The sequence below is a fragment of the Nocardia sp. NPDC058633 genome (genome assembly GCF_042717045.1).
In the GTDB taxonomy this organism is placed as follows: Bacteria; Actinomycetota; Actinomycetes; order Mycobacteriales; family Mycobacteriaceae; genus Nocardia.
Window position 1 is genome coordinate 289,150 of sequence record NZ_JBHXRA010000005.1, and the last position, 20,636, is coordinate 309,785.

Annotated in this window: 19 protein-coding genes; 14 read left to right on the forward strand and 5 right to left on the reverse strand. The window is 67.5% G+C overall.

What is annotated here, in order from left to right:
• Position 1 precedes the first annotated feature (1 nt).
• Complete coding sequence (gene eccCa / locus ACFWUR_RS08685; RefSeq protein ID WP_378904048.1) at positions 2-4,066, forward strand: type VII secretion protein EccCa; 4,065 nt, start codon at positions 2-4, stop codon at positions 4,064-4,066.
• Positions 4,067-4,073: 7 nt separating this feature from the next.
• Here the strand turns inward: eccCa and ACFWUR_RS08690 are convergent, their stop codons facing one another.
• Both ACFWUR_RS08690 and ACFWUR_RS08695 read right to left on the reverse strand, forming a co-directional pair.
• A complete protein-coding gene (locus tag ACFWUR_RS08690; RefSeq protein WP_378904051.1) occupies positions 4,074-4,676 on the reverse strand; it encodes a GNAT family N-acetyltransferase in 603 nt (200 codons plus the stop codon).
• Positions 4,673-5,482 carry a GntR family transcriptional regulator gene (locus tag ACFWUR_RS08695; protein ID WP_378904054.1) on the reverse strand — a complete coding sequence of 270 codons (810 nt, stop codon included), beginning with the start codon at positions 5,480-5,482 and terminating at the stop codon, positions 4,673-4,675. The genes ACFWUR_RS08690 and ACFWUR_RS08695 overlap by 4 nt, the downstream gene beginning before the upstream one ends.
• Positions 5,483-5,655: 173 nt before the next feature.
• Between ACFWUR_RS08695 and ACFWUR_RS08700 the strand changes: the two genes are divergently transcribed.
• Positions 5,656-6,156: a DUF4254 domain-containing protein gene (locus ACFWUR_RS08700; protein ID WP_378904057.1), complete on the forward strand. Its 501-nt coding sequence runs from the start codon at positions 5,656-5,658 to the stop codon at positions 6,154-6,156.
• Between the two features lie 51 nt (positions 6,157-6,207).
• On the opposite strand, the gene ACFWUR_RS08705 is transcribed toward ACFWUR_RS08700, so the two are convergent.
• The gene (locus ACFWUR_RS08705; RefSeq protein ID WP_378904060.1) at positions 6,208-9,627 is read right to left on the reverse strand and encodes an AAA family ATPase; all 3,420 of its coding nucleotides are present in this window, start codon (positions 9,625-9,627) and stop codon (positions 6,208-6,210) included.
• 362 nt (positions 9,628-9,989) lie between these two features.
• Here ACFWUR_RS08705 and infA point away from each other — a divergent pair, with 362 nt between their 5' ends.
• The 11 genes from infA to ACFWUR_RS08760 all read left to right on the forward strand — a co-directional run bounded on the left by infA (position 9,990) and on the right by ACFWUR_RS08760 (position 18,273).
• Positions 9,990-10,211 (forward strand): translation initiation factor IF-1, encoded by a 222-nt coding sequence (infA, locus tag ACFWUR_RS08710; RefSeq protein ID WP_003418601.1) that lies wholly within the window; start codon positions 9,990-9,992, stop codon positions 10,209-10,211.
• 143 nt (positions 10,212-10,354) lie between these two features.
• Positions 10,355-10,468 carry a 50S ribosomal protein L36 gene (gene rpmJ, locus ACFWUR_RS08715; RefSeq protein ID WP_056818299.1) on the forward strand — a complete coding sequence of 38 codons (114 nt, stop codon included), beginning with the start codon at positions 10,355-10,357 and terminating at the stop codon, positions 10,466-10,468.
• Positions 10,469-10,678: 210 nt separating this feature from the next.
• The gene (gene rpsM / locus ACFWUR_RS08720) at positions 10,679-11,050 is read left to right on the forward strand and encodes a 30S ribosomal protein S13 (RefSeq protein WP_056818296.1); all 372 of its coding nucleotides are present in this window, start codon (positions 10,679-10,681) and stop codon (positions 11,048-11,050) included.
• A 9-nt stretch (positions 11,051-11,059) separates the two neighbouring features.
• Positions 11,060-11,473: a 30S ribosomal protein S11 gene (rpsK, locus tag ACFWUR_RS08725; protein ID WP_019045110.1), complete on the forward strand. Its 414-nt coding sequence runs from the start codon at positions 11,060-11,062 to the stop codon at positions 11,471-11,473.
• 24 nt (positions 11,474-11,497) lie between these two features.
• Positions 11,498-12,103, forward strand: a complete 606-nt coding sequence (rpsD, locus tag ACFWUR_RS08730; protein ID WP_378904063.1) for a 30S ribosomal protein S4 — start codon at positions 11,498-11,500, stop codon at positions 12,101-12,103.
• Between the two features lie 91 nt (positions 12,104-12,194).
• Complete coding sequence (locus ACFWUR_RS08735) at positions 12,195-13,253, forward strand: DNA-directed RNA polymerase subunit alpha (protein ID WP_056818293.1); 1,059 nt, start codon at positions 12,195-12,197, stop codon at positions 13,251-13,253.
• 21 nt (positions 13,254-13,274) lie between these two features.
• Complete coding sequence (gene rplQ / locus ACFWUR_RS08740; protein ID WP_378904066.1) at positions 13,275-13,793, forward strand: 50S ribosomal protein L17; 519 nt, start codon at positions 13,275-13,277, stop codon at positions 13,791-13,793.
• Positions 13,794-13,893: 100 nt separating this feature from the next.
• Entirely contained in the window at positions 13,894-14,706 is an 813-nt protein-coding gene (gene truA / locus ACFWUR_RS08745) for a tRNA pseudouridine(38-40) synthase TruA (protein ID WP_378904194.1), read from the forward strand.
• Positions 14,707-14,908: 202 nt separating this feature from the next.
• Entirely contained in the window at positions 14,909-15,913 is a 1,005-nt protein-coding gene (locus tag ACFWUR_RS08750; protein WP_378904069.1) for a helix-turn-helix domain-containing protein, read from the forward strand.
• 218 nt (positions 15,914-16,131) lie between these two features.
• Entirely contained in the window at positions 16,132-17,082 is a 951-nt protein-coding gene (locus ACFWUR_RS08755; protein ID WP_378904072.1) for a helix-turn-helix domain-containing protein, read from the forward strand.
• A gap of 240 nt (positions 17,083-17,322) precedes the next feature.
• On the forward strand, positions 17,323-18,273 hold the full coding sequence (locus ACFWUR_RS08760) for a nitrilase-related carbon-nitrogen hydrolase (RefSeq protein ID WP_378904075.1): 951 nt from the start codon (positions 17,323-17,325) through the stop codon (positions 18,271-18,273).
• Between the two features lie 51 nt (positions 18,274-18,324).
• On the opposite strand, the gene ACFWUR_RS08765 is transcribed toward ACFWUR_RS08760, so the two are convergent.
• A complete protein-coding gene (locus tag ACFWUR_RS08765) occupies positions 18,325-18,669 on the reverse strand; it encodes a metal-sensitive transcriptional regulator (protein WP_378904078.1) in 345 nt (114 codons plus the stop codon).
• Between the two features lie 134 nt (positions 18,670-18,803).
• Between ACFWUR_RS08765 and ACFWUR_RS08770 the strand changes: the two genes are divergently transcribed.
• Positions 18,804-19,610, forward strand: coding sequence for an S-methyl-5'-thioadenosine phosphorylase (locus ACFWUR_RS08770; RefSeq protein WP_378904081.1), 807 nt, complete (start codon positions 18,804-18,806; stop codon positions 19,608-19,610).
• Here the strand turns inward: ACFWUR_RS08770 and ACFWUR_RS08775 are convergent, their stop codons facing one another.
• Positions 19,611-20,591: a GAF domain-containing protein gene (locus ACFWUR_RS08775; RefSeq protein WP_378904084.1), complete on the reverse strand. Its 981-nt coding sequence runs from the start codon at positions 20,589-20,591 to the stop codon at positions 19,611-19,613.
• Positions 20,592-20,636 lie beyond the last annotated feature (45 nt).

Consider the following 20,636-nt stretch of genomic DNA (forward strand, 5'->3'; position numbering starts at 1 on the left):
GATGGCAACCGAAGGTTTCGTCCGTCGCCCCCGGATCGCGCCGCCCCGCGCACCGGGCGGTGAAGTAGCACTCACCCCGCCGCCGGAGATCGAGCGCGCCATCCCGTCGCCGCTGATGATGAAGCTGATGCCCGTCATCATGGTGGTGGCGGTGGTCGGCATGATCGCGATGATGGTCTCGATGGGCCGTAACCTGCTGGCCAATCCGATGATGATGATGTTCCCGATGATGATGCTCATGTCGATGGTCGGCATGATGGCGGGCATGCGTGGCGGTGGCCCCAAGCGCGCTGTCGAGCTCAACGAGGAACGCAAGGACTACTTCCGGTATCTCGATCAGGTGCGCAAGGACGTGCGGACCACCGGCGTCAAACAGCTCGAGACCCTCGGCTGGAGTCATCCCGAGCCCGCCGATCTGCCCTCGCTGATCGGCAGCAGGCGGATGTGGGAACGCCGCCCCAACGACCCCGACTTCGGGCATGTGCGGGTCGGCGTCGGCAGCCACCGCCTCGCCACCAAGCTGGCCAGGCCCGAAACCGGTCCGCTCGAAGACCTCGAGCCGGTGTCGACGGTGGCGCTGCGCCGTTTCGTGCGCACACATTCGGTGGTGCACGAACTGCCGACCGCGGTCTCGCTGCGTGCGTTTCCCGCCATCAACATCGGCGGTGACCTCGACGAGGGACGCGAGCTGGTGCGGGCCGTGCTGATGGAACTGACCACCTTCCACGGGCCGGACAATCTCGTCGTCGCCATCGTCTGCGCCGACCCGGACGCCCACTGGGCCTGGGCGAAATGGCTTCCGCACGTACAGCATCCGTCGGTGCGCGACGGACTCGGCTCGGCGCGGATGATGTACACCTCGCTCGGCGAACTGGAGTCGGCGCTGCAGGCCGAGCTGATGGAACGCGGCCGGTTCATGCGTAATCCGCAGCCCACCCAGGGCAGGCTGCACCTGGTGGTCGTGATCGATGACGGCTACATCAGCGGCAACGAGCGCACCATCAGCGAGTCCGGCCTCGACTCGGTGACCGTGCTCGATCTGACCGCGCCCGAGAACGGACTCGCGGCGCGGCGCGGCCTGCAACTGGTCGTCGCCGACGGTGTGGTGTCGGCGCGCAGTGCCGCGGGAGTGGAACGGTTCGCCACGGCCGACGAGGTCAGCCCGGCCGAGGCGGCGGCCTTCGCGCGCTCGCTCGCCCGCTACCGGCTCGCCACCGCCGCGCAGATCGTCAGCCTGGGGGAGGGCACCACCAGCGACCCCGGCCTGATGGCACTGTTGCGCATTCCCGACGCCGCCCAGATCGACCCGGCCAGGGTATGGCGCCCGCGGACCGCGCGTGAGCGACTGCGGGTGCCGATCGGTATCACCCCGGACGGCACGCCGGTCGAGATCGACATCAAGGAATCGGCCGAGAACGGCATGGGCCCGCACGGCCTGTGCATCGGCGCAACTGGTTCCGGCAAGTCGGAATTCCTTCGCACGCTGGTGCTTTCGCTGGTCACCACTCATTCGCCGGACGCGCTCAACCTGGTACTCGTCGACTTCAAGGGCGGTGCGACCTTCCTCGGCCTCGACTCGCTGCCGCATGTCGCGGCCGTGATCACCAACCTCGAGGACGAGCTCTCGCTGGTCGACCGCATGAAGGACGCCCTCGCCGGTGAGATGAACCGCCGCCAGGAGCTGCTGCGCTCGGCGGGCAACTACGCCAATGTCACCGACTACGAGAAGGCGAGGGCGGCGGGCGTTGCGCTCGATCCGCTGCCCGCGCTGTTCGTAGTCGTCGACGAGTTCTCCGAACTGCTCTCGCAGAAACCGGATTTCGCGGAGCTGTTCGTGATGATCGGCCGCCTCGGTCGCTCGCTGCACGTGCATCTGCTGCTGGCCTCGCAGCGTCTCGAGGAGAACAAGCTGCGCGGCCTGGAATCACACCTGTCCTACCGGATCGGTCTGCGTACCTTCTCGGCCAACGAATCACGCGCGGTACTCGGCATCACCGATGCCTACCACCTGCCCAGCGTGCCCGGCGCCGGATACCTGAAAAGCGATGCGTCCGAACCGCTTCGGTTCAACGCCAGTTACGTCTCCGGTTCCTATGTCGCGCCGGTCGGCACGGTCATCGACGACGACGGCGCGCCGATGGGCGGCCAACGGCCGGTGGTGTTCACCGCGGCCCCCGTCGAGGCGGTCGAGGCCGAGCCGGAACAGCAGGACAGCGACCCGATCCTGCGCGGTCGGCCGGAACTACCGCCGCCGCCACCCAGCGGCCCGGCCGCGGAGGAGGGCATCCCGGATTCGTTGCTCGACGTGGTGGTCAAGCGGCTGACCGGGCACGGCAGGCCTGCCCATGAGGTGTGGCTGCCACCGCTGGACGAATCGCCGACCGCCGATATGCTGCTGCCCGATCCGGACTGGCGTTCGCCGGTGAACCGGCACGGCCAGCTGTGGATGCCGATCGGTGTCGTCGACAAGCCCTACGAGCAGCGCCGCGACGTGCTCACCATCAATCTCGCGGGCGCGCAGGGCAATGTCGCGGTGGTCGGTGGCCCGCAGTCGGGTAAGTCGACCACGCTGCGCACGATCATTCTGGCCGCAGCCGCCACGCACACTCCCGAGCAGGTGCAGTTCTACTGCCTCGACTTCGGTGGTGGCAGCATGGCCGGTCTGGTCGGGATTCCGCACGTCGGTTCGGTCGCCGGTCGTCTCGATGGCGACCGGGTGCGGCGCACCATCGCCGAGCTCACCTCCCTGATGCGCCAGCGCGAGGAACGGTTCGCCGAGCTCGGGATCGAATCGATGACCGAGTTCCGTCGGCGCAAGTTCTCCGCGCACGAGGCGCGCCAGATCAACGGGACCACCGCCGCACCCGGCGACCTGCTCGCCGCCGACCAGTTCGGTGACGTGTTCCTGGTGATCGACGGCTGGGGCGCCATCCGCGAGGAATTCGACATCCTCGAACCGTTGATCAACGCCATTGCCACCCAGGGGCTTTCATTCGGCGTTCACCTGATGATCGGTGCCTCGCGCTGGGCCGAGATCCGACCGGTGGTCAAGGACCAGGTCGGTACCAGGCTGGAGCTGCGCCTCGGCGACCCCGGCGACTCGGAGATGAATCGTCGTACCGCCCACCAGGTTCCGGTCGGCAAGCCGGGCCGCGGCCTCACGCCCGAGCAGCTGCACATGCTCATCGCGCTGCCACGCCTGGATTCCGACTCCGACCCGTCCACGGTCGCCGACGGTGTCACCAGGGCGCGCGAGGAACTCATCGCGCTGTATCCGGGCCGCAGTGCCCCGCAGGTGCGCATGCTGCCGCTGAGCTTCCCCCGCGATCAGGTCATCACGACCGCCAAGGAACAGGGCGTCACGCTCGACCGCACCAAGGTCGTCGTCGGTCTCGGCGAATCCGAATTGCAGCCGCTGATCCTGGATTTCGGCCTCGAACCGCACTTCATGGCCTTCGCCGATGTGGAATGCGGCAAGACCACGCTGCTGCGCAACATCGTGATGAGCATCGCCGAACAGTCCGACGCGTCCGAGGCGCGGATCATCATGATCGACTATCGACGCACCATGCTCGGTGTGCTCGAGGGTGATCAGCTGGCCGGGTACTCGACCTCGTCGCAGACCTGTGGGCCGATGATCGCCGAGGTCGCGGGTTACCTGTCCAAGCGAATCCCCGGTTCCGACATCACCCAGCAGCAACTGCGCGAACGCAGCTGGTGGTCGGGCCCGGAGATCTATGTCGTGGTCGACGACTACGACATGGTGGTCACCGGATCGGTCAACCCGTTCGCCCCGCTGCTGGAATACCTGCCGCAGGCTCGCGATATCGGTCTGCACCTGGTCGTCACCCGCCGTATCGGCGGTGCGTCGCGAGCCCTGTACGACCCGGTGCTCGGCGCGATGAAGAACCTGTCGGTCCAGTCGTTGATCATGAGCGGTTCCCGGGACGAAGGAAAGCTGATCGGCGACGTGCGCCCGAGCAAGATGCCGCCCGGCCGTGGCACGCTGATCTCCCGCAGCCAGGGCATCGAACTCGTCCAGATCGCCGACCTGCCACCGATGTAGCGCAGGCTCAGCCGGGGAAGCGATCCATCAGCGGGAGCGCCGGGGCGCCGGAACGGCGGTGGGTCGGCCGGTGGACCTGCGGCCCGAACCAGCTGTCGGTGCGGCGTTCGAACAGGGCACAGGACGGGCCGGTCGTCGACGGGTCGGCGAAACGGGCCAGGGTGAAGCCCGCGCGGCGGTAATACTCGTGGAGTTGGCAATTGGCCGTCCAGGCATCGAGGCGGACCCAATCGCGGTGCTTCTGGTCGGCCAGCCGGGCGGCGTGGGCGAGCATCCGGTGCCCTACCTGTAGCCCCGCGAACCGCAGATCGACGATCATGAAATGCACGATCACCGACTCCGCGAGCTCCCACGCCGACCACAAACCCGGATCCGCACGATGGTTGATAGTGATCGTCCCCGCCGACTCACCGTCCACCTCCGCGATCCACGTCTCACCGCGATCCAGCGCCCGCCCCACCGCACCGGCGAAGATCTCGATCGGACGTCCGCGCCCCGCCACCGTCCACTGATCCGACCCGCGTGCCGTCAGCCACGACGTGCGCTGCACGCGCAGGCGGCAGATCAGCGGCAGGTCGCCCAGGGTGGCCGGGCGCAGGCGCACCGTCATGGCAGCGCGACGGCCGACCGGGGTGCGATGCCGAGGGTGCGGGCGATGACGTCGGTGCCGGTGGTGTCGCCCAGTTGGTAGGCCAGCTGGTTGCGGCCTGCCAGGGAGCGGTGGCGGGTGGCGCGGGTGACGCGCTCGTGGTTGGCGCCGATACGCAGGTGGTCGAGCAGGACGGTGCCGGTGGCGACGCCGAGTACCGCCGCTTCCTCGGCCGTGGCGGCGCGGGCCAGCACAGTGTCGCGGTGGGCGGTTTCGCCGTAGCCGCGGTCGGCCAGGCGGCGGGTGGTGCCCTCGGGGATGTCGTGGGGGGAATCGATGCCCGCGGCCTCGGCCAGGTCGCGGGGGTAGAAACTCACCTCCCACGACCACGGTTCGTTGTCCAGGTACTGCACCACGGTGCGGGCGAGTACCCAGGAATCGGTGGCGACGCCGAGCCAGCGCGCGACTTCGGTGTTCGCCGGTTCCATCCTGGTACTGAATTGCTTGGAGGGTTCCCGGTTGGCCGCGCGGGCGATCTCTTCGAAGATGTCGTGCGCCGACTTGGGCCGATCACGCCGGATGTGGTCGGTGACCACCGACTCCAGGACTTCTTGGTTTCGCACGATGGTCCCGCGGGAAGTCGCTGTGTAGACCAAATTTTCGGCGACGAGCACTTGTATCGCGTTGCGCGAGGTGGTGATCGAGACCTGCATCTGATCGGCCAGCTCGGAGTGGCTGGGCAGCCTGTCGCCCGGTTTCCATGTGCCCGCGCGGATCTCCTCACGGAGAAGGTTCGCGATCCGGAGATAGGTCGGACCGTCCGCCATCATGCTCCTCGGTAGGTCGTGCAGGTAACGAAGTGTACTCGTATCGGTTACCTACGGCCGAGTAATGCTTGACAGAGAGCTTGCGAGGTTTATTGTAATGAACGTCCTGATCCGGTGCTCTGCGGCGATGACGGCGAGGCAACGTGGCTGGTTCGGAGAGTTCAACAGTTGTAATGGCTTTCCCCGACACCGTGCGAAGTGTCGATACCGCCGGGCTCCCGGCAGCTACTGGCCTGTTACCCCTCTCCGACATTCTCGTCCGGGCGTGTCGTGGGCATCGGGTGGTCGGTGGACCGCTGCTGTGGTTCGCGCGCGACCTGGCCGTGCTGCACGAGAAACGGGTGGTCGGGCGCGGCGGACGGGTCGATACCGACCCGGAGGTGCTGCGCGAAATCGACTGTCGCCGTGGTGAACTGGTGCTGGCGATCGACGACTGGGTGCTGCGTGCGATACCGCAGCACCGTCTCGGCGCGACGCTGCACACCGAGACCGTCGGCGCGGTGATCGACCGCATGGCCGAGGCTTCGGTGCGTGCGCACCACGCCCTGATGACGATGGCCGCTCACGACGAGATGTTGCATTGCGCGTGGCATCACCTGGCCGAACTGGCCGACGCCTACGACGATCTGGTGCGTGACGTAGTGGCCGGGCGCAGGCGTTTGCCGGAGTGGTGACTCAGCTCGACGCTCACCACGCCCACGCTGTTCACGCGGGCGTGGTGCGGGTCAGCTGAGGCGGTGGTGCTGTGCGCCGAACTCGTCGGCCACCGTGGCGGCCAGTTCGACATAGGCGCGCTTGGTGCCCTTGTGCAGGCGGTGCAGGTCGATCTCGGCGCCCTCGGAGAGGTGTTCGTCGAAGGGGATGATGTGCACCGCACGGCAGCGGGAGAGGAAGTACTCGCGCAGCTGCTGGATGCCGACGTTGGGTGAGCCCTCGCGGGGGAGGTTGATGACAACCACGGCGTTGCGGACCAGGTGGTCGTGACCGTGCAGGGACAGCCAGTCCAGGGTGGCGGCGGCACTGCGGGCGCCGTCGATGGCGGCCGAGGAGATCAGCACCAGGGAGTGGGCGAGGTCGAGGACGCCGCTCATCGCCGAGTGCATCAGGCCGGTGCCGCAGTCGGTGAGGATGATGTTGTAGAAGCGCTGCAGGATCCGGGCCACGGCCCGGTATTCCTCGTCGTTGAACGCCTCCGACGCGGCCGGATCACGTTCGCTGGCGAGCACTTCCAGACGGCTCGAGCCCTGCGAGGTGTGCCTGCGGACATCGGAGTAGCGCTGGATCGACGGGTCGAGCAGCAGGTCGCGCACGGTCGAGCGAGTCTGGATGGCGACGCGCTGTGACAGGGTGCCGAAGTCGGGGTTGGCGTCGACGGCGATGACCCGGTCGCCACGGATCGAGGCGAAGATCGAGCCGAGACCGGTGGTGGTCGTCGTCTTGCCGACGCCGCCCTTCAGTGAGAGCACCGCGATGCGGTAGTCGCCACGCACGGGTTGGCGGATGCGGGCCACGAGTTCCTGCAGGCGCAGCTCCTCGGCGGACATCCCGGGGTTGATCGCGCCACCGGACACATGGTGCACGGCCTTGCGCCAACCGCTGCCCGGCGCCTTCTTGGCGCGCTTGACCGGGACGTTGTCCAGCGAAGGCTGGTAGCCCTGTGGCTGTGCGCCCCAACCCGGTTGACCGTACGGCTGCTGGGGCTGCTGGTAGTTGCCCGGCTGCTGATACTGCTGCGGTGCTGCAACGGGCTGTTGGTACTGCTGGGCGTGGGTGCCGTCGGGCAGGTACTGGCCCGGCCCGTTGGGCTGCTGATATTGCGGCGCGGGCGTGCCGTCGGGCAGGTACTGCGGGCCGGGTCCGTTGGGCTGTTGGTACTGCGGCGCGGGGGTGCCGTCGGGCAGGTACTGCTGGCCGGCGCCGTGGGGCTGCTGGGCGGGAGCCCTGTCGGGCTGGTAGGGCTGCGACGGACCGTTCGGCAGGAACTGCTGTTGCGCACCCTGATTCGGCTGTTGGTACTGGGGAGCCGGGGTGCCGTCAGGCTGATACGGCTGTGCCGGTGAGCCGTCGGGGTGCTGATGCTGGGTGGGAGCGGCATCGGGCCGCTGCTGTGCGGCACCGTCGGGTCGCACAGCGACACCGTCGGGCCCGTAGGTGGGCAGGCCGTCGGGCTGTTGATGCTGCGCCGGGGTGCCGTCGGGACGCGGATACGGTGAGACGGCATCGGCCGCCTGCACGAATTCGCCCGAGCGGTAACCGGTTTGCGCGCCACCCTGCCTGCTCGCCTGCTCCGCGCCCGGCCCACGGCCCTGCAGCCGCGGATCGTCGGACCGGAATACCTCGGTCCGCCCATCCGGCCCGGGCGTCGGCGCGACCGGCGTCGGATCGCCGGGAACCGAGTTGTACTGCGTCGCAGGATAAGTCGAAGGCTGCACGGTCTCGCCCGACGCATATGGCGATCGCTGCTGCGCGGACTGCGGCGCGACGGATTCACCGGAGCTGTAGGGAGACCCGTCCTGTGCCGCGGATTCACCGGCGGCGTGCGGGGATCGGCGTCCCGTCTGTGCGGCATCCGGTTGCGGGTCAGGCCCGGCGGAGTCCGACGGCGAGTGCGACTCGGGTGTGACAGCAGGTGTCGGCGCCTGGGACTCGGGTGCGCCCGCGGCTGTCGGCGCCGGCGTCGAGTGCGATGTGTCCCCGGGAGTCGTCGAGGGCGTGCCGTCGGCGAACGGGTCCCAGGGCGCCTGCGGTTCGGTGGCGGTCGCAGGGGTTTCGGGGGAGTGCGGCGTGGTCGCGGGGGCGTCCTCGTCGGGCATCGACCATCCGCCGACCGCATGACGTGCGCCGGTCGTCGGCGAATCCGTCGGCTCGGCGGCGGTCGTCGCCGCCGCGGAGTCGGGTGTACCGGTCGCCTGCGTCGACGGCGCGGCTTGCGACTGGGCCTGCTCGACCTCTCCCGACGACACCGGCCGCGATCCGGAGTCGGACTGCGCCACCTCGCGACGAGAGGAAGCCGACTCGTCGGGAACGGGTGTGGTCGATGTGCCGGTCGTGGATCGCCGGTGCTCGTCGCGGGGCGGCACCGACTGCGATGCCGAGTCGGCGGGCTGCTCGATGTCGCGGCTAGGGGTGACCGACTGCGGTGGAACGGTCAGGCGTGGTGGGGCCTGGGTCGGCCGGACGGGTGGGTCCGGCAGGGGAGGAGGAGGGGGCAGCTCGGGGCGCTGCTGGGTCGGGCCGAGTGGGGTGAAGCCGTTCGACGGTGGGGCAGGGGTGCGCGTGGGGAGCGCGCCTGCACCGTGATCGGTCGACTCGGCGGGCGGCGCGGGCACTACCGGGCCCGCATGAGCCGACGGCACGGACTGAGTCGGCGAGGCACTCGTCGGCGAGGGTGCCGCCGATTCGGCACCGGTACCTCCGCCGGTGGGCAGGGGCCCGTTCGAGGGAGGCGTGCCGTGGGAGGGCGTCTGCCCCGCGGATGTCGGGGCATGCTCGACCGGTGGTCGACCCGTTGGCCACGGCGCCGAGCTGGTCGGCCCAGGCCGGCCGGTGTTCCACGGCATCGAGTCGGACGCTGCGGGACCTGTGGTCGCAGACGGCCCGTGGGTGTTCGACCACGGTGTCGAGTCGGTCGGCGACGCCACGTTCGGCTGCGGTGCGAGTGGGTTGGGCGCAGTTTGCCTGCCGACGCTCGGCTGTCCGGGCACCGGCTGATGCGCCGCCGCGTCGCGACCTGTCCGGTGGTGCGGGGACTGCTCGTGCACCGGCGGCGACTGCTCGCGGCTCGGCGGCTGTGGATAGTCGCGGCTGGGCTGCTGGTGAGAGGGGCCGGGGATCAGCGGGTCTGCTGGTGGCTGGGTCGACCAGCTGGACTGGGGAGTCGGCTCGGCATGGTGTCGCTGGTCGACGGGCTGGGCGGACGGCGCGGACTGCTGAGCGGCCTCTTCGTCGGCCTTGCGGCGGCGCCTGCCCTTTTCCTTACGGGGAGCGTCATCGCCGCGGCCCATGAAGCGGCGGCGTTTGGGTGCCTCGTCGATCTCGTCGTCCTGGGGCAGGTTCTCGACCGGAGCCTCGTACCCGACCTGTGTGACGTCGCTTTCCGACAGCCACGGCGGCAGCATGGGGAGGCTGTCGTTGTTGCGGCTCACCGGCACGCCTCGCTCACCAGGGTCCCCCGATTCTGATCGACCCACTTATCCGACGGGGTGGAGTTTACGCGACAACCCCGACGACGTGGTGGGCGCCTCAACTCTGGGCCCGACCCTCGAACGCCCGCCGTCAGCCCGCCGGATCTGGGACATCGGCCCGGCCGATAGCGCAGCGCGAGGCCCGATCGAGGTGTACGGTTCGGGGCACTTTTGCCTCTGGCCGCCCGGCCCGGTAAGCTTGAGCGGCGGTGCACCTATGCGCCGACTGTTCGCATGCATGTCGACTGTTCGAAGTCGGCCGTTGCGAGTGAGCAGCACGAGTAATCAAACTCAGGTTGAGCGTAACCGGGATCGCGGAGGATATGGCGAAGAAAGACGGGGCCATCGAGGTCGAGGGTCGAGTTGTCGAGCCGCTGCCCAATGCGATGTTCCGGATCGAGCTCGAGAACGGTCACAAGGTTCTCGCGCACATCAGCGGAAAGATGCGGCAGCACTACATTCGTATCCTTCCGGAGGACCGCGTGGTCGTCGAGCTGTCGCCGTACGACCTCTCACGCGGCCGGATTGTCTACCGCTACAAGTGAGCCTGCCGACGTCGTGAGCCCTTCGGCGCGCGACGTCGCACAGCGTCCCGGTTTCGGGACGCACCCCAGACTTCCCCAGTCCTCAGGCTGGGGAAAAACTGTGTTCACACCCCCTGTGTGGACCAACAAAAGATTGGACGGACGTGAAGGTTAATCCGAGCGTCAAGAAGATCTGCGAGAAGTGCAAGGTGATCCGCCGTCACGGTCGGGTCATGGTGATCTGCGACAACCTGCGCCACAAGCAGCGTCAGGGCTGATTCCACGTTCCCGAGGCTTGCCGAGGGGCCGTTCTACGCAGCACCACCGGGCACCGATCGTCTGATCGGAATGACCGAAAGAAGAACTCCCAGATCCAGCGCGTACGCACGTGTGCGCGCCATCCACCGGCACGGAGGCCGGTGCCCCCATTCTGTACTCGGGGGGACGGACGGGGAGCAGACCTCCGCAACCATTAAGGAACCTGCCACATGGCACGTCTGATGGGCGTTGATCTCCCGCGCGAAAAGCGCATGGAGATCGCGCTGACCTACATTTTCGGAATCGGGCGCACCCGCGCCGCCCAGATCCTGGCCGAGACGGGCGTCAGCCCGGACCTGCGCTCCAAGGATCTCAGCGACGACGACCTGTCGAAGCTCCGCGACTTCATCGAGGGCACGGACTACAAGGTCGAAGGTGACCTGCGCCGCGAGGTTCAGGCCGATATTCGTCGCAAGATCGAGATCGGCTGCTACCAGGGCATCCGCCACCGTCGTGGCCTGCCCGTTCGTGGTCAGCGCACCAAGACCAACGCGCGTACGCGCAAGGGTCCGAAGAAGACCGTCGCCGGCAAGAAGAAGTAGGGATAGCGTATGCCTCCGAAGAGCCGGGCCGCTGGCCCGAAGAAGACTCAGAAGTCGCGTCGCCGGGATAAGAAGAACATCCCGCACGGCCACGCGCACATCAAGAGCACGTTCAACAACACCATCGTCTCGATCACCGACCCCGAGGGCAATGTCATCTCGTGGGCGTCGTCGGGCCACGTCGGTTTCAAGGGTTCGCGTAAGAGCACCCCGTTCGCCGCGCAGCTCGCTGCCGAGAACGCTGCCCGCAAGGCGCAGGAGAACGGCGTCAAGAAGGTCGACGTGTTCGTGAAGGGCCCGGGTTCGGGCCGCGAGACCGCGATCCGTTCGCTGCAGGCCGCAGGCCTGGAAGTGGGCTCGATCTCCGATGTCACTCCCCAGCCGCACAACGGCTGCCGTCCGCCCAAGCGGCGTCGCGTCTAATAGCGGGAAAGGAAAAAGCTCAAAATGGCACGTTATACAGGCCCCATCACCCGCAAGTCGCGTCGTCTGCGCGTCGACCTCGTCGGAGGCGACCAGGCGTTCGAGCGTCGTCCTTACCCGCCCGGCCAGCACGGCCGCGCGCGGATCAAGGAATCCGAGTACCTCATGCAGCTGCAGGAGAAGCAGAAGGCTCGCTTCTCGTACGGCGTCATGGAGAAGCAGTTCCGTCGTTACTACGAAGAGGCCAACCGCCTCAAGGGTAAGACCGGCGACAACCTGCTGCGTCTGCTCGAGTCGCGTCTGGACAACGTCGTGTACCGCGCCGGTCTGGCCCGTACCCGTCGTCAGGCCCGTCAGCTGGTCAGCCACGGTCACTTCATCGTCAACGGTGTCAAGGTGAACGTCCCCAGCTACCAGGTCTCCCAGTACGACATCATCGATGTCACGGAGAAGTCGCTCTCGACGCTGCCGTTCCAGGTGGCTCGCGAGACCGTCGGCGACCGTCCGGTTCCCGGTTGGCTGCAGGTCGTCCCCGGCCGCCTGCGCATCCTGGTGCACCAGCTGCCCGAGCGCGCGCAGATCGATGTGCCGCTGACCGAGCAGCTCATCGTCGAGTACTACTCGAAGTAAGCGCTCAACGGTGGGGGTCGCTGTGCGGCGGCCCCCGCAATCACTGACGAGGCATCAAATAGCGGATGCCCTGAACAGGAAGTAGATCCTCATGCTGATTTCCCAGCGTCCGACACTGACCGAAGAGGTTGTGGCGGAGAACCGCTCGAAGTTCACCATCGAACCCCTCGAGCCGGGCTTCGGTTACACCCTCGGCAACTCGCTGCGTCGTACCCTGCTGTCCTCCATCCCGGGGGCCGCGGTCACGAGCATTCGCATCGACGGCGTCCTGCACGAGTTCACCACCGTCCCCGGCGTGAAGGAGGATGTCACCGACATCATCCTGAACCTCAAGGGCCTGGTCGTGTCCTCCGAAGAGGACGAGCCGGTCACCATGTACGTGCGCAAGCAGGGCCCGGGCACCGTCACCGCTGGTGACATCGTCCCGCCCGCCGGCGTCATCGTGCACAACCCGGACATGCACATCGCCACCCTCAACGACAAGGGCAAGCTCGAGATCGAGCTCGTCGTCGAGCGGGGTCGCGGTTACGTGCCCGCCGTGCAGAACAAGGCGACCGGCGCGGAAATCGGCCGGATCCCGGTGGATTCGATCTACTCCCCGGTGCTCAAGGTGACCTACAAGGTCGAGGCCACCCGTGTCGAGCAGCGCACCGACTTCGACCGTCTCATCCTCGACGTGGAGACCAAGAACTCCATCACGGCCCGGGACGCGCTGGCTTCGGCCGGTAAGACCCTGGTCGAGCTCTTCGGCCTGGCCCGTGAGCTCAACGTCGAAGCCGAGGGCATCGAGATCGGCCCCAGCCCGGCCGAGGCGGATCACATCGCCTCGTTCGGTCTGCCGATCGAGGACCTGGACCTCACCGTTCGGTCCTACAACTGCCTCAAGCGCGAGGGTGTGCACACGGTGGGCGAGCTCGTTGCCCGCACCGAGTCGGACCTGCTCGACATCCGCAACTTCGGCCAGAAGTCCATCGACGAGGTGAAGGTCAAGCTGCACACGCTGGGCCTCTCGCTCAAGGACAGCCCGGCGTCGTTCGACCCGTCCTCCGTGGTGGGTTACGACGCGAGCACCGGAACGTGGAGCGACAGCGGCACGTTCAGTGATACCGACGGCGGCGAGCAGGACTACGCCGAAACCGAACAGCTTTAATACGCCCAGGAGAAACCCACAATGCCCAAGCCCAAGAAGGGTCGCCGGTTCGGCGGCTCGGCGTCGCACCAGAAGGCGATCTTCGCCAACCTGGCCACGGCGCTTTTCGAGCACGGTCGGATCACGACCACCGAGGCCAAGGCCAAGGCGGTGCGTCCCTACGCCGAGAAGATCATCACCAAGGCGAAGGCCGGCAGTCTTGCCGACCGTCGTGAGGTCATGAAGGACATCCGCAACAAGGACGTCGTCCATGTCCTTTTCGCCGACATCGGTCCCTCGTTCGAGGGTCGCGAGGGTGGCTACACGCGTATCACCAAGGCGCTGCCGCGCAAGGGTGACAACGCGCCGATGGCCATCATCGAACTCGTCCGCGAGAAGACCGTGACCAACGAGGCCGACCGGGCCCGTCGTGTCGCCGCTTCGCAGAAGACCGAAGAGGCTCCGGCCGCTGAGGTCGTCGAGGAGACCACCGCCGACGAGACCGTGGCTGCGGCCGACGCTCCGGCCGCGGAGGCCACCGAGGACAAGAAGGACGCCTGACTATCAGGAGTTCTGCCGAGCCCGTCACCCCTGTGGTGGCGGGCTCGGTTCTTTCTGTGCGTGATTGCGGGAGGTTGCGATGGAGCAGACAGTGACTCGGGTGCGGCTCGGGATCAGTTACGACGGCACCGATTTCACCGGCTGGGCACGTCAGCCGGGGTTGCGCACGGTGCAGGGTGTGCTCGAGGAGTCGCTGTCGAAGGTGTTGCGTGAGCCGCTCGCGCTGACGGTCGCCGGACGCACGGACGCGGGAGTCCACGCCGAGGGGCAGGTCGCGCACTTCGACACGGTCGGCGAATTCGATGCCGACAAATTGATCTATCGCATGGCCAAGTTCTTGCCCAAGGATGTGCGGATCACCGAAATCCGCACGGCCCCTCCCGAATTCGACGCCCGTTTTTCCGCGATGCGCCGCCACTACGCCTACCGACTCACCACCGCCCCCTATGGCGCGCAGCCGCTGCAGGCGCGCGGGGTGGTGCCGTGCAAGCCCGGTGTGGACCTCGAGGCCATGCGGGAAGCCTCGCGAAACCTGCTGGGCCTGCACAACTTCGCTGCTTTTTGCCGCCGCCGCGAAGGCGCGACCACCATCCGCGAACTCCAGCGCTTCGACTGGGAACGTCACGGCGACCTGCTCACCGCCTATGTCAGCGCCGATGCCTTCTGCTGGTCGATGGTCCGCAGTCTCGTCGGAGCCGTCCTCGCGGTCGGTGAAGGCCGACGCACCCCGGAATGGACCAAGACCCTGCTCGCCGAAACCGAACGATCCAGCTCGGTCACGGTCGCCCCCGCGCACGGCTTGAGCCTCATCGCCGTCGACTATCCCGCCGACGCCGACCTCGCTGCGCGCAACAGCCAAACCCGCGAAACCCGAACTGTGCCGCAACCCGACGGTGGCTGCTGCGGCGAGTGACGGCCGCGTCGCCTTCCGTTGTCGGGGGTGGCATTCACCGGCGATGCTAGATTTCTTTCGAGCAGGGCATCGGCGACAGAAAACAGGTGCAGACGATGGATAACTCCGCGGCCGCGCTGTTTACGACCGACCCGCGACAATCGGTCGCCGTGGCAATCCGCGCGAGCACGCTCCCTGTCGCGGTGCCGTAGCGACGGCGACGATGACGGCATTCGAGGGTTTTCCCGAGATCTGCTCGACCGCGCAGATCGCGGCTCCGGATGCGTTCGGGTACTGGGAACATCTGGTCACCGGTGCGCTCACCGAGGTGTCGATCGCGCCGACTGTGCCGCGCGCGTTCGAAGGGCGGATCAGGTCGGCCGACTTCGGTGATATCTCAGTGGGCACGGTGGTCGCCGAGGGCCACGAATTGCGCCGGACGCGACGGCATATCGCCGGAGCCGACGATTTCCATGTCATCGGCAGCGTCGTGCTCGCGGGGCGGGCACAGGTGGAGCACGCGGGAAATCGCGTCGAACTGATGCCGGGCGCGATGATCTTCTACGACACCTCGAAGCCGATTCGATGGCGCTCGGAGGGCTTGATCGAGGATCTCACCATTCGGGTGCCCCGGCAGCAGGTGGTCGACTACCTGGGGGTTCGTGCCGACGTGCTACCTGCCGGGATGGTGATCGGGGAGGGTGGCGTCGGGCCGATGCTGGCCAGATTCTTCCGGCAGGTCGCGCAGTTGCACAGCACCGATCCGGCGGCCGCGGCGGTACTCGCGGGCAGCGGCATCGATCTACTCGGTGCGGCGGCCACCATCGCGGCGGGCGGGCATCCGGGCCCGGCTCAGATCGCGGCGGTGAACGGGCAACAGGTGCTGGACTATCTGCGCGCCCATTTCACCGACCCCGGTTTGACGATCGACCGGATCGCGGACGGCTGCCGGGTGTCGCGGCGCACGCTCTATCGGGTGACCGGGGAGTTCGAGGGCGGACTCGGGGCGGTGCTGCGGGGGATGCGGCTGGAACGGGCGCGGGTATTGCTCGCGGCGGACGACTTCGGTTCGGTCGCGGCGGTGGCGACCGCGTCCGGATTCGCCTCCGAGCGACAGTTCTACCGTGTGTTCAGAGCGGCGACCGGCATGACCCCGAGCGAATACCGAGTAGTAGCTCGCTCCGGCACTCGCGGTGAATGGCGAGGACGACCGGGTCCGGTGCAGTGATATGCCTCACATGCATGGTTCATAATGAAAGACTCCTGTTGGGTATTCGCTGGAATTGCCGGTGCTAGCTGCATATTCTGTGGCGACCGGCCATACCGTTCGGAAACATTCGATGGAAACGAACCGGTTGATCTGGCAGGCTCGGCATGGAGGAGCCCGAAGATTGTGCGACGCCAACTGTTTGCTGTTCGGTTCGGATAGGGAGCGAGGTGGGTGGCATGGAGGTCGCGAAGACCCGCGCCGGCGAGAGCGAATCGTTTGCCGAATGGGAGTCGCTGCTCTCGGAGAGTTATGTCCCGCTGATGGCAGACCCGGGGGATGGGGGCGCCTTCCACGGCCGTATCGAGCGCACCAGCCAGCCCGGCTTCGATCTGTCGACGATCAGCTCGGGCGCCCAGCGCATCCGTCGCACCCCCCGCGGGATCGCGAAGACCGACGGCGAGTACTTACTGGTCTCCATCCCCACCGAAGGCTCCGGACTGCTGCATCAAGACGATCGGGTCGCGTCGGTTCGGCCCGGCGACATGGTCTTCTACGACACCTCGCGCCCATATCGCTGGGATTTGGGTGGTCCGTGGGCGCAGGTGGTCGTGCAGACACCGTTGGAGGTGCTGCGCAGGCAACTGGGCTCCGGTTTTTCGGCGTTGCCGACCGCGGTGACAGTGACCGCCGACAGCGCGGGCGGGGTGGTCGCCGGCTTCTTTCGTGATCTGGCTCGGATCCAGCAGAGCGCACCCGGCCACGCGACGGTGCTGGCCGAGAGCGGCGTCAAACTGCTCGCCTCCGCGGTCCGGCTGGCATCGGGCGAGATCCCGACGGGTGAGCCCGCGCAAGCGTTGTCCCGGGAACAGGTGCTCGCTTTCATGCGAACCCGATGTGCCGACCCGAGCCTGACGATCGACGACATCGCGCGGGCCTGCCTGGTATCGCGTCGAACGCTGTACCGGCTGTTCGGTGATGTGGAAGATGGGCTCAGCGCCGTGTTGCGGCGCATGCGGGTGGAATGCGCGCGCACGCTGCTCGTGCGATACCCCGGGCGGGCGACGGCGACAATCGCGATCGCGTCCGGGTTCGCCTCCGAACGCCACTTCTTTCGCGCGTTCCGGTCGGAGACCGGGATGACCCCTGGTGAATTCCGCATGATGGCGACGAGCGCGCTGCCGATCTGACCTCGCCGTGCATCGCACGGAGTATCGCGACGGTTTCGATCAGCCGCCGGAATGCCGCTTCGGAAGAATGGTAGACAGAACGCATCGACATCAATGGTGCGTGCCCGAACGGAGTTCGACCGTAAACGGTGGATTGGCACAGACGGTCAGTCGGCTGGCACAGGATGACAGTTTGCGGGGCGCCATTCTGCGAGAGAGTGAATTGAACACTCTTCACTGGTTGAGCGACAAGGGGGCACGATGAGTCGGGTACGCGTGGCTGCGGTGCAGGCCGAGCCCAAGTGGTTGAATCTGTCCGCCGGAGTCGAACAGGCAATCGAATACATCGAGACGGCCGAACGTGGTGGCGCGCAACTGATTGCCTTTCCGGAGACTTTCCTGCCCGGATTTCCGTGGTGGATGTGGCTCAATTCGGTCGACTGGGGTGAGGAATTCCTGGCCAGATACCTGGCCAACTCGCTGACCGTCGACGGGCCCGAATTGCGTGCCATCGCCTACGCGGCTCGTCGAAAGGGCGTGCACGTCTCGATCGGTTTCGCCGAGCGGGCCGGGCGCGAGGTCTTCATGTCCCAAGCGTTGATCGCTGCCGACGGCACCATCGGCGTCGACCGCAAGGCTGAACCGACCGGGCTCGAGCGCACCGTTTTCAGTGCCTCGCCCGGTGGGGGGCCGCTGGTTCGCGACACTGCGCACGGCCGGATCGGAATGCTCGGCGGCGCCGACCATCTCCGCGCCGACCTGCGCGGACAGATGCACGAACAGCACGAGCAGATCCATGTCTCGGCGTGGTCGGGCTTCACCGTGTACTACGGCGAGGACAAGGAGTGGGGGCCCGATCTCAATACCGCCGCCAGTGTCCGCTACGCGATGGACGGGTCGACTCATGTCATCGCGCCAGTCGCGGTCGTGCCCGTGGCGGGCTGGGAGGTCGTCGACGCGCGCACGCCCGAGCGGCGCCTGCTGCGGGGCGGTGGCGGGGTCTCGCGGATCTTCGGTCCCGGTGGGCTCGAACTCGCCGCGCCGCTGGCGGAGGGCGAGGAAGGACTGCTCTACGCCGATCTCGATCTCAGCCGCACTGTGCGCGTGGCCACGGCCGCCGCCTCGCGCGGGGATTGCTTGCAGCCCCTCCGGGTGTCGAGTGGTCGGATCGTGCGGCGGGCACCGGTGCGCGCCGCACTGCCGGGGGCGTGAGGCGACCGAGCCGGTCGCCGGTCACATCGGGCGATCACCGTGGCACCGGGATCAGGACCTGACCAACCGCGCAATCGCGTCGGTGGCCTCTTTGATCTTGGCTTCGGCCTCGGGTCCGCCGGCCACCGCGGCATCGACGACGCAGTGCGAGATGTGATCCTCCAGCAGTCCCATCGCGACGGCCTGTAGTGCTTTGGTCATCGCGGAGACCTGGGTGAGGATGTCGATGCAGTACTTTTCCTCTTCGACCATCCGCTGTAGCCCGCGCGACTGGCCTTCGATGCGGCGCAGTCGCTTGAGGTAGTCGTCCTTGGCGGTGATGTAGCCGTGGCCTGCGTGGCCTGCGTGGCCCGCGTGCTCGTCGCCGGTCGCGGTGTCGGGGGTGGGTGTGGTCACCGAAGGTCTCCTCGCCTGCCTGGTAGCTCGCGTGGCGAACTAATACCCCCCTAGGGTACAGTTTCGCGTCGATATTGTCAGGTGACGGGTCCCCGGTGGTGCGCGCGGTCGGCCCGGGCGGAAGAATCGACGCCATGAGTTCGCTTCCCCGGCCCGCACTAGCCGTCATCGGCGGCAGCGGTTTCTATGACTTCTTCGACAACGACGCGGTACACGTCGAGGTCGACACACCGTATGGCGCGCCGAGTGCGCCGGTGGCGATCGGGGAGGTCGAAGGCCGTGCCGTCGCTTTCCTGCCCAGGCACGGCAAGCAGCACGAGTTCGCGCCGCACACCCTGCCCTACCAGGCGAACATGTGGGCGTTGCGTTCGCTCGGGGTGCGTCGGGTGTTCGCGCCGTGCGCGGTCGGCAGCTTGCGTGCCGACTGGGGGCCGGGCACCGTGGCCGTGCCGGATCAGCTCGTCGATCGGACCTCGGGTCGTCCACAGACCTACTTCGACGGCGGCGGCATCCATGTCTCCTTCGCCGACCCCTATTGCGACGATCTGCGCGCCGCCGCGGTGAAGTCCGCCGGTGAGCTTCGCGTCGAGGACGCCGGCACGATGGTCGTCGTGCAGGGTCCGCGCTTCTCCACCCGCGCCGAGAGCCGCTGGTTCGCCGGGCAGGGCTGGGACCTGGTCAACATGACCGGCCATCCCGAAGCTGTTCTCGCTCGCGAACTCGAAATGTGCTACGCGGCAGTCGCTCTCGTCACCGATCTGGATGCAGGCCTGGAAGAGGGCGACGGTGTGCACGCGGTCGACGTCTTCGCCGAGTTCAAGAAGAACCTTGGACCGTTCAAGGAACTCATGCGCCGCGCGGTCACCGCCGTCGACGGCACCGACACCTGCGAGCGCTGCCGCGTGCACGTCGGGGTTTCGCTGCCCTTCGAACTGCCCTGATCAGCCCGAGAGCGCGGTGACCTGCAACTGAGCGAGCACGAAGGCGGGCGCCGCACCGCCGCCGGGCAGTGGTGACACCTCGACGTCGACGGTGAGCCAGCCGCCCGCCTCGGCGGCCAGCCGCAACCCGCTCAACTCGGCGCGCGTGGCACCGGCCAGCACCTCGGCGCGCAGCGCGACGATCCGGGGCCGGTCGTCGGGATGCGGGACGGTTCGCTCGTCGACCCCGCGCCAGGTCAGTCCCGGCATCGGCTCGGTGACCCAGCGCACCGCCCGAACCTGTGCGGTGTCGACGATGACCAGATAGAGGCCGGGCTGGGACTCGCGCAGCAACTCGAGCGTCGCGGCCTCGAACGACTTATGTTGCGGTGCAACGCTGTCGGTGACATCGACAGCGACCCCGCGCCACGCGTGCCGCTGCTCGCCGTCGCCGTTGCGGGCGGCCACCAGCAGCGAACGCGGGCCGATCCGCGAATGGACGGTGGCGACTCCCGACCACCGGCTCGCGGGCTCCGAACGATGCAGCGCGTCGACGAATTCCAGAGCCCGATCGAAGCGCTCGATTCGCTCGAACGGCTCGGCGCCGGTGTATTCGACCGGTGTCGAACCGAAATGGGGCCCGAGTCCGGCGGGGTGCACGCGCACGACGCGAGCCTGCGCATCCACCTGAAAAGGGGCGACGCGCAGTTGGTCATCGGTGCCTTGGGGCCCGACCCACACCTTCACCGCATGCGCGGGCGCACCCGGCCACGGCACCGGCTCAGCACGAAATCGTAACTCCGACCACGGATTTCGCGACTTCGGCAGTATTTCGTCCACCGGCATGCCCGTGTCATGTGCCGCCGCGATCAACGGCTGCAGCCTGGCCGGAACGGCCCGCTGATAGGACGCCCACTCGCGCGGCGTGGTGCCCGCGGTCAGCATCGACCAACTCCGTGGTGTCCCCAGCGTCTCCACCAGTTGCCAACGTCCGATAATCACGCGCGACCCCCTGCGCCCCATGTTCGAAACCGACCGTCCTATCGT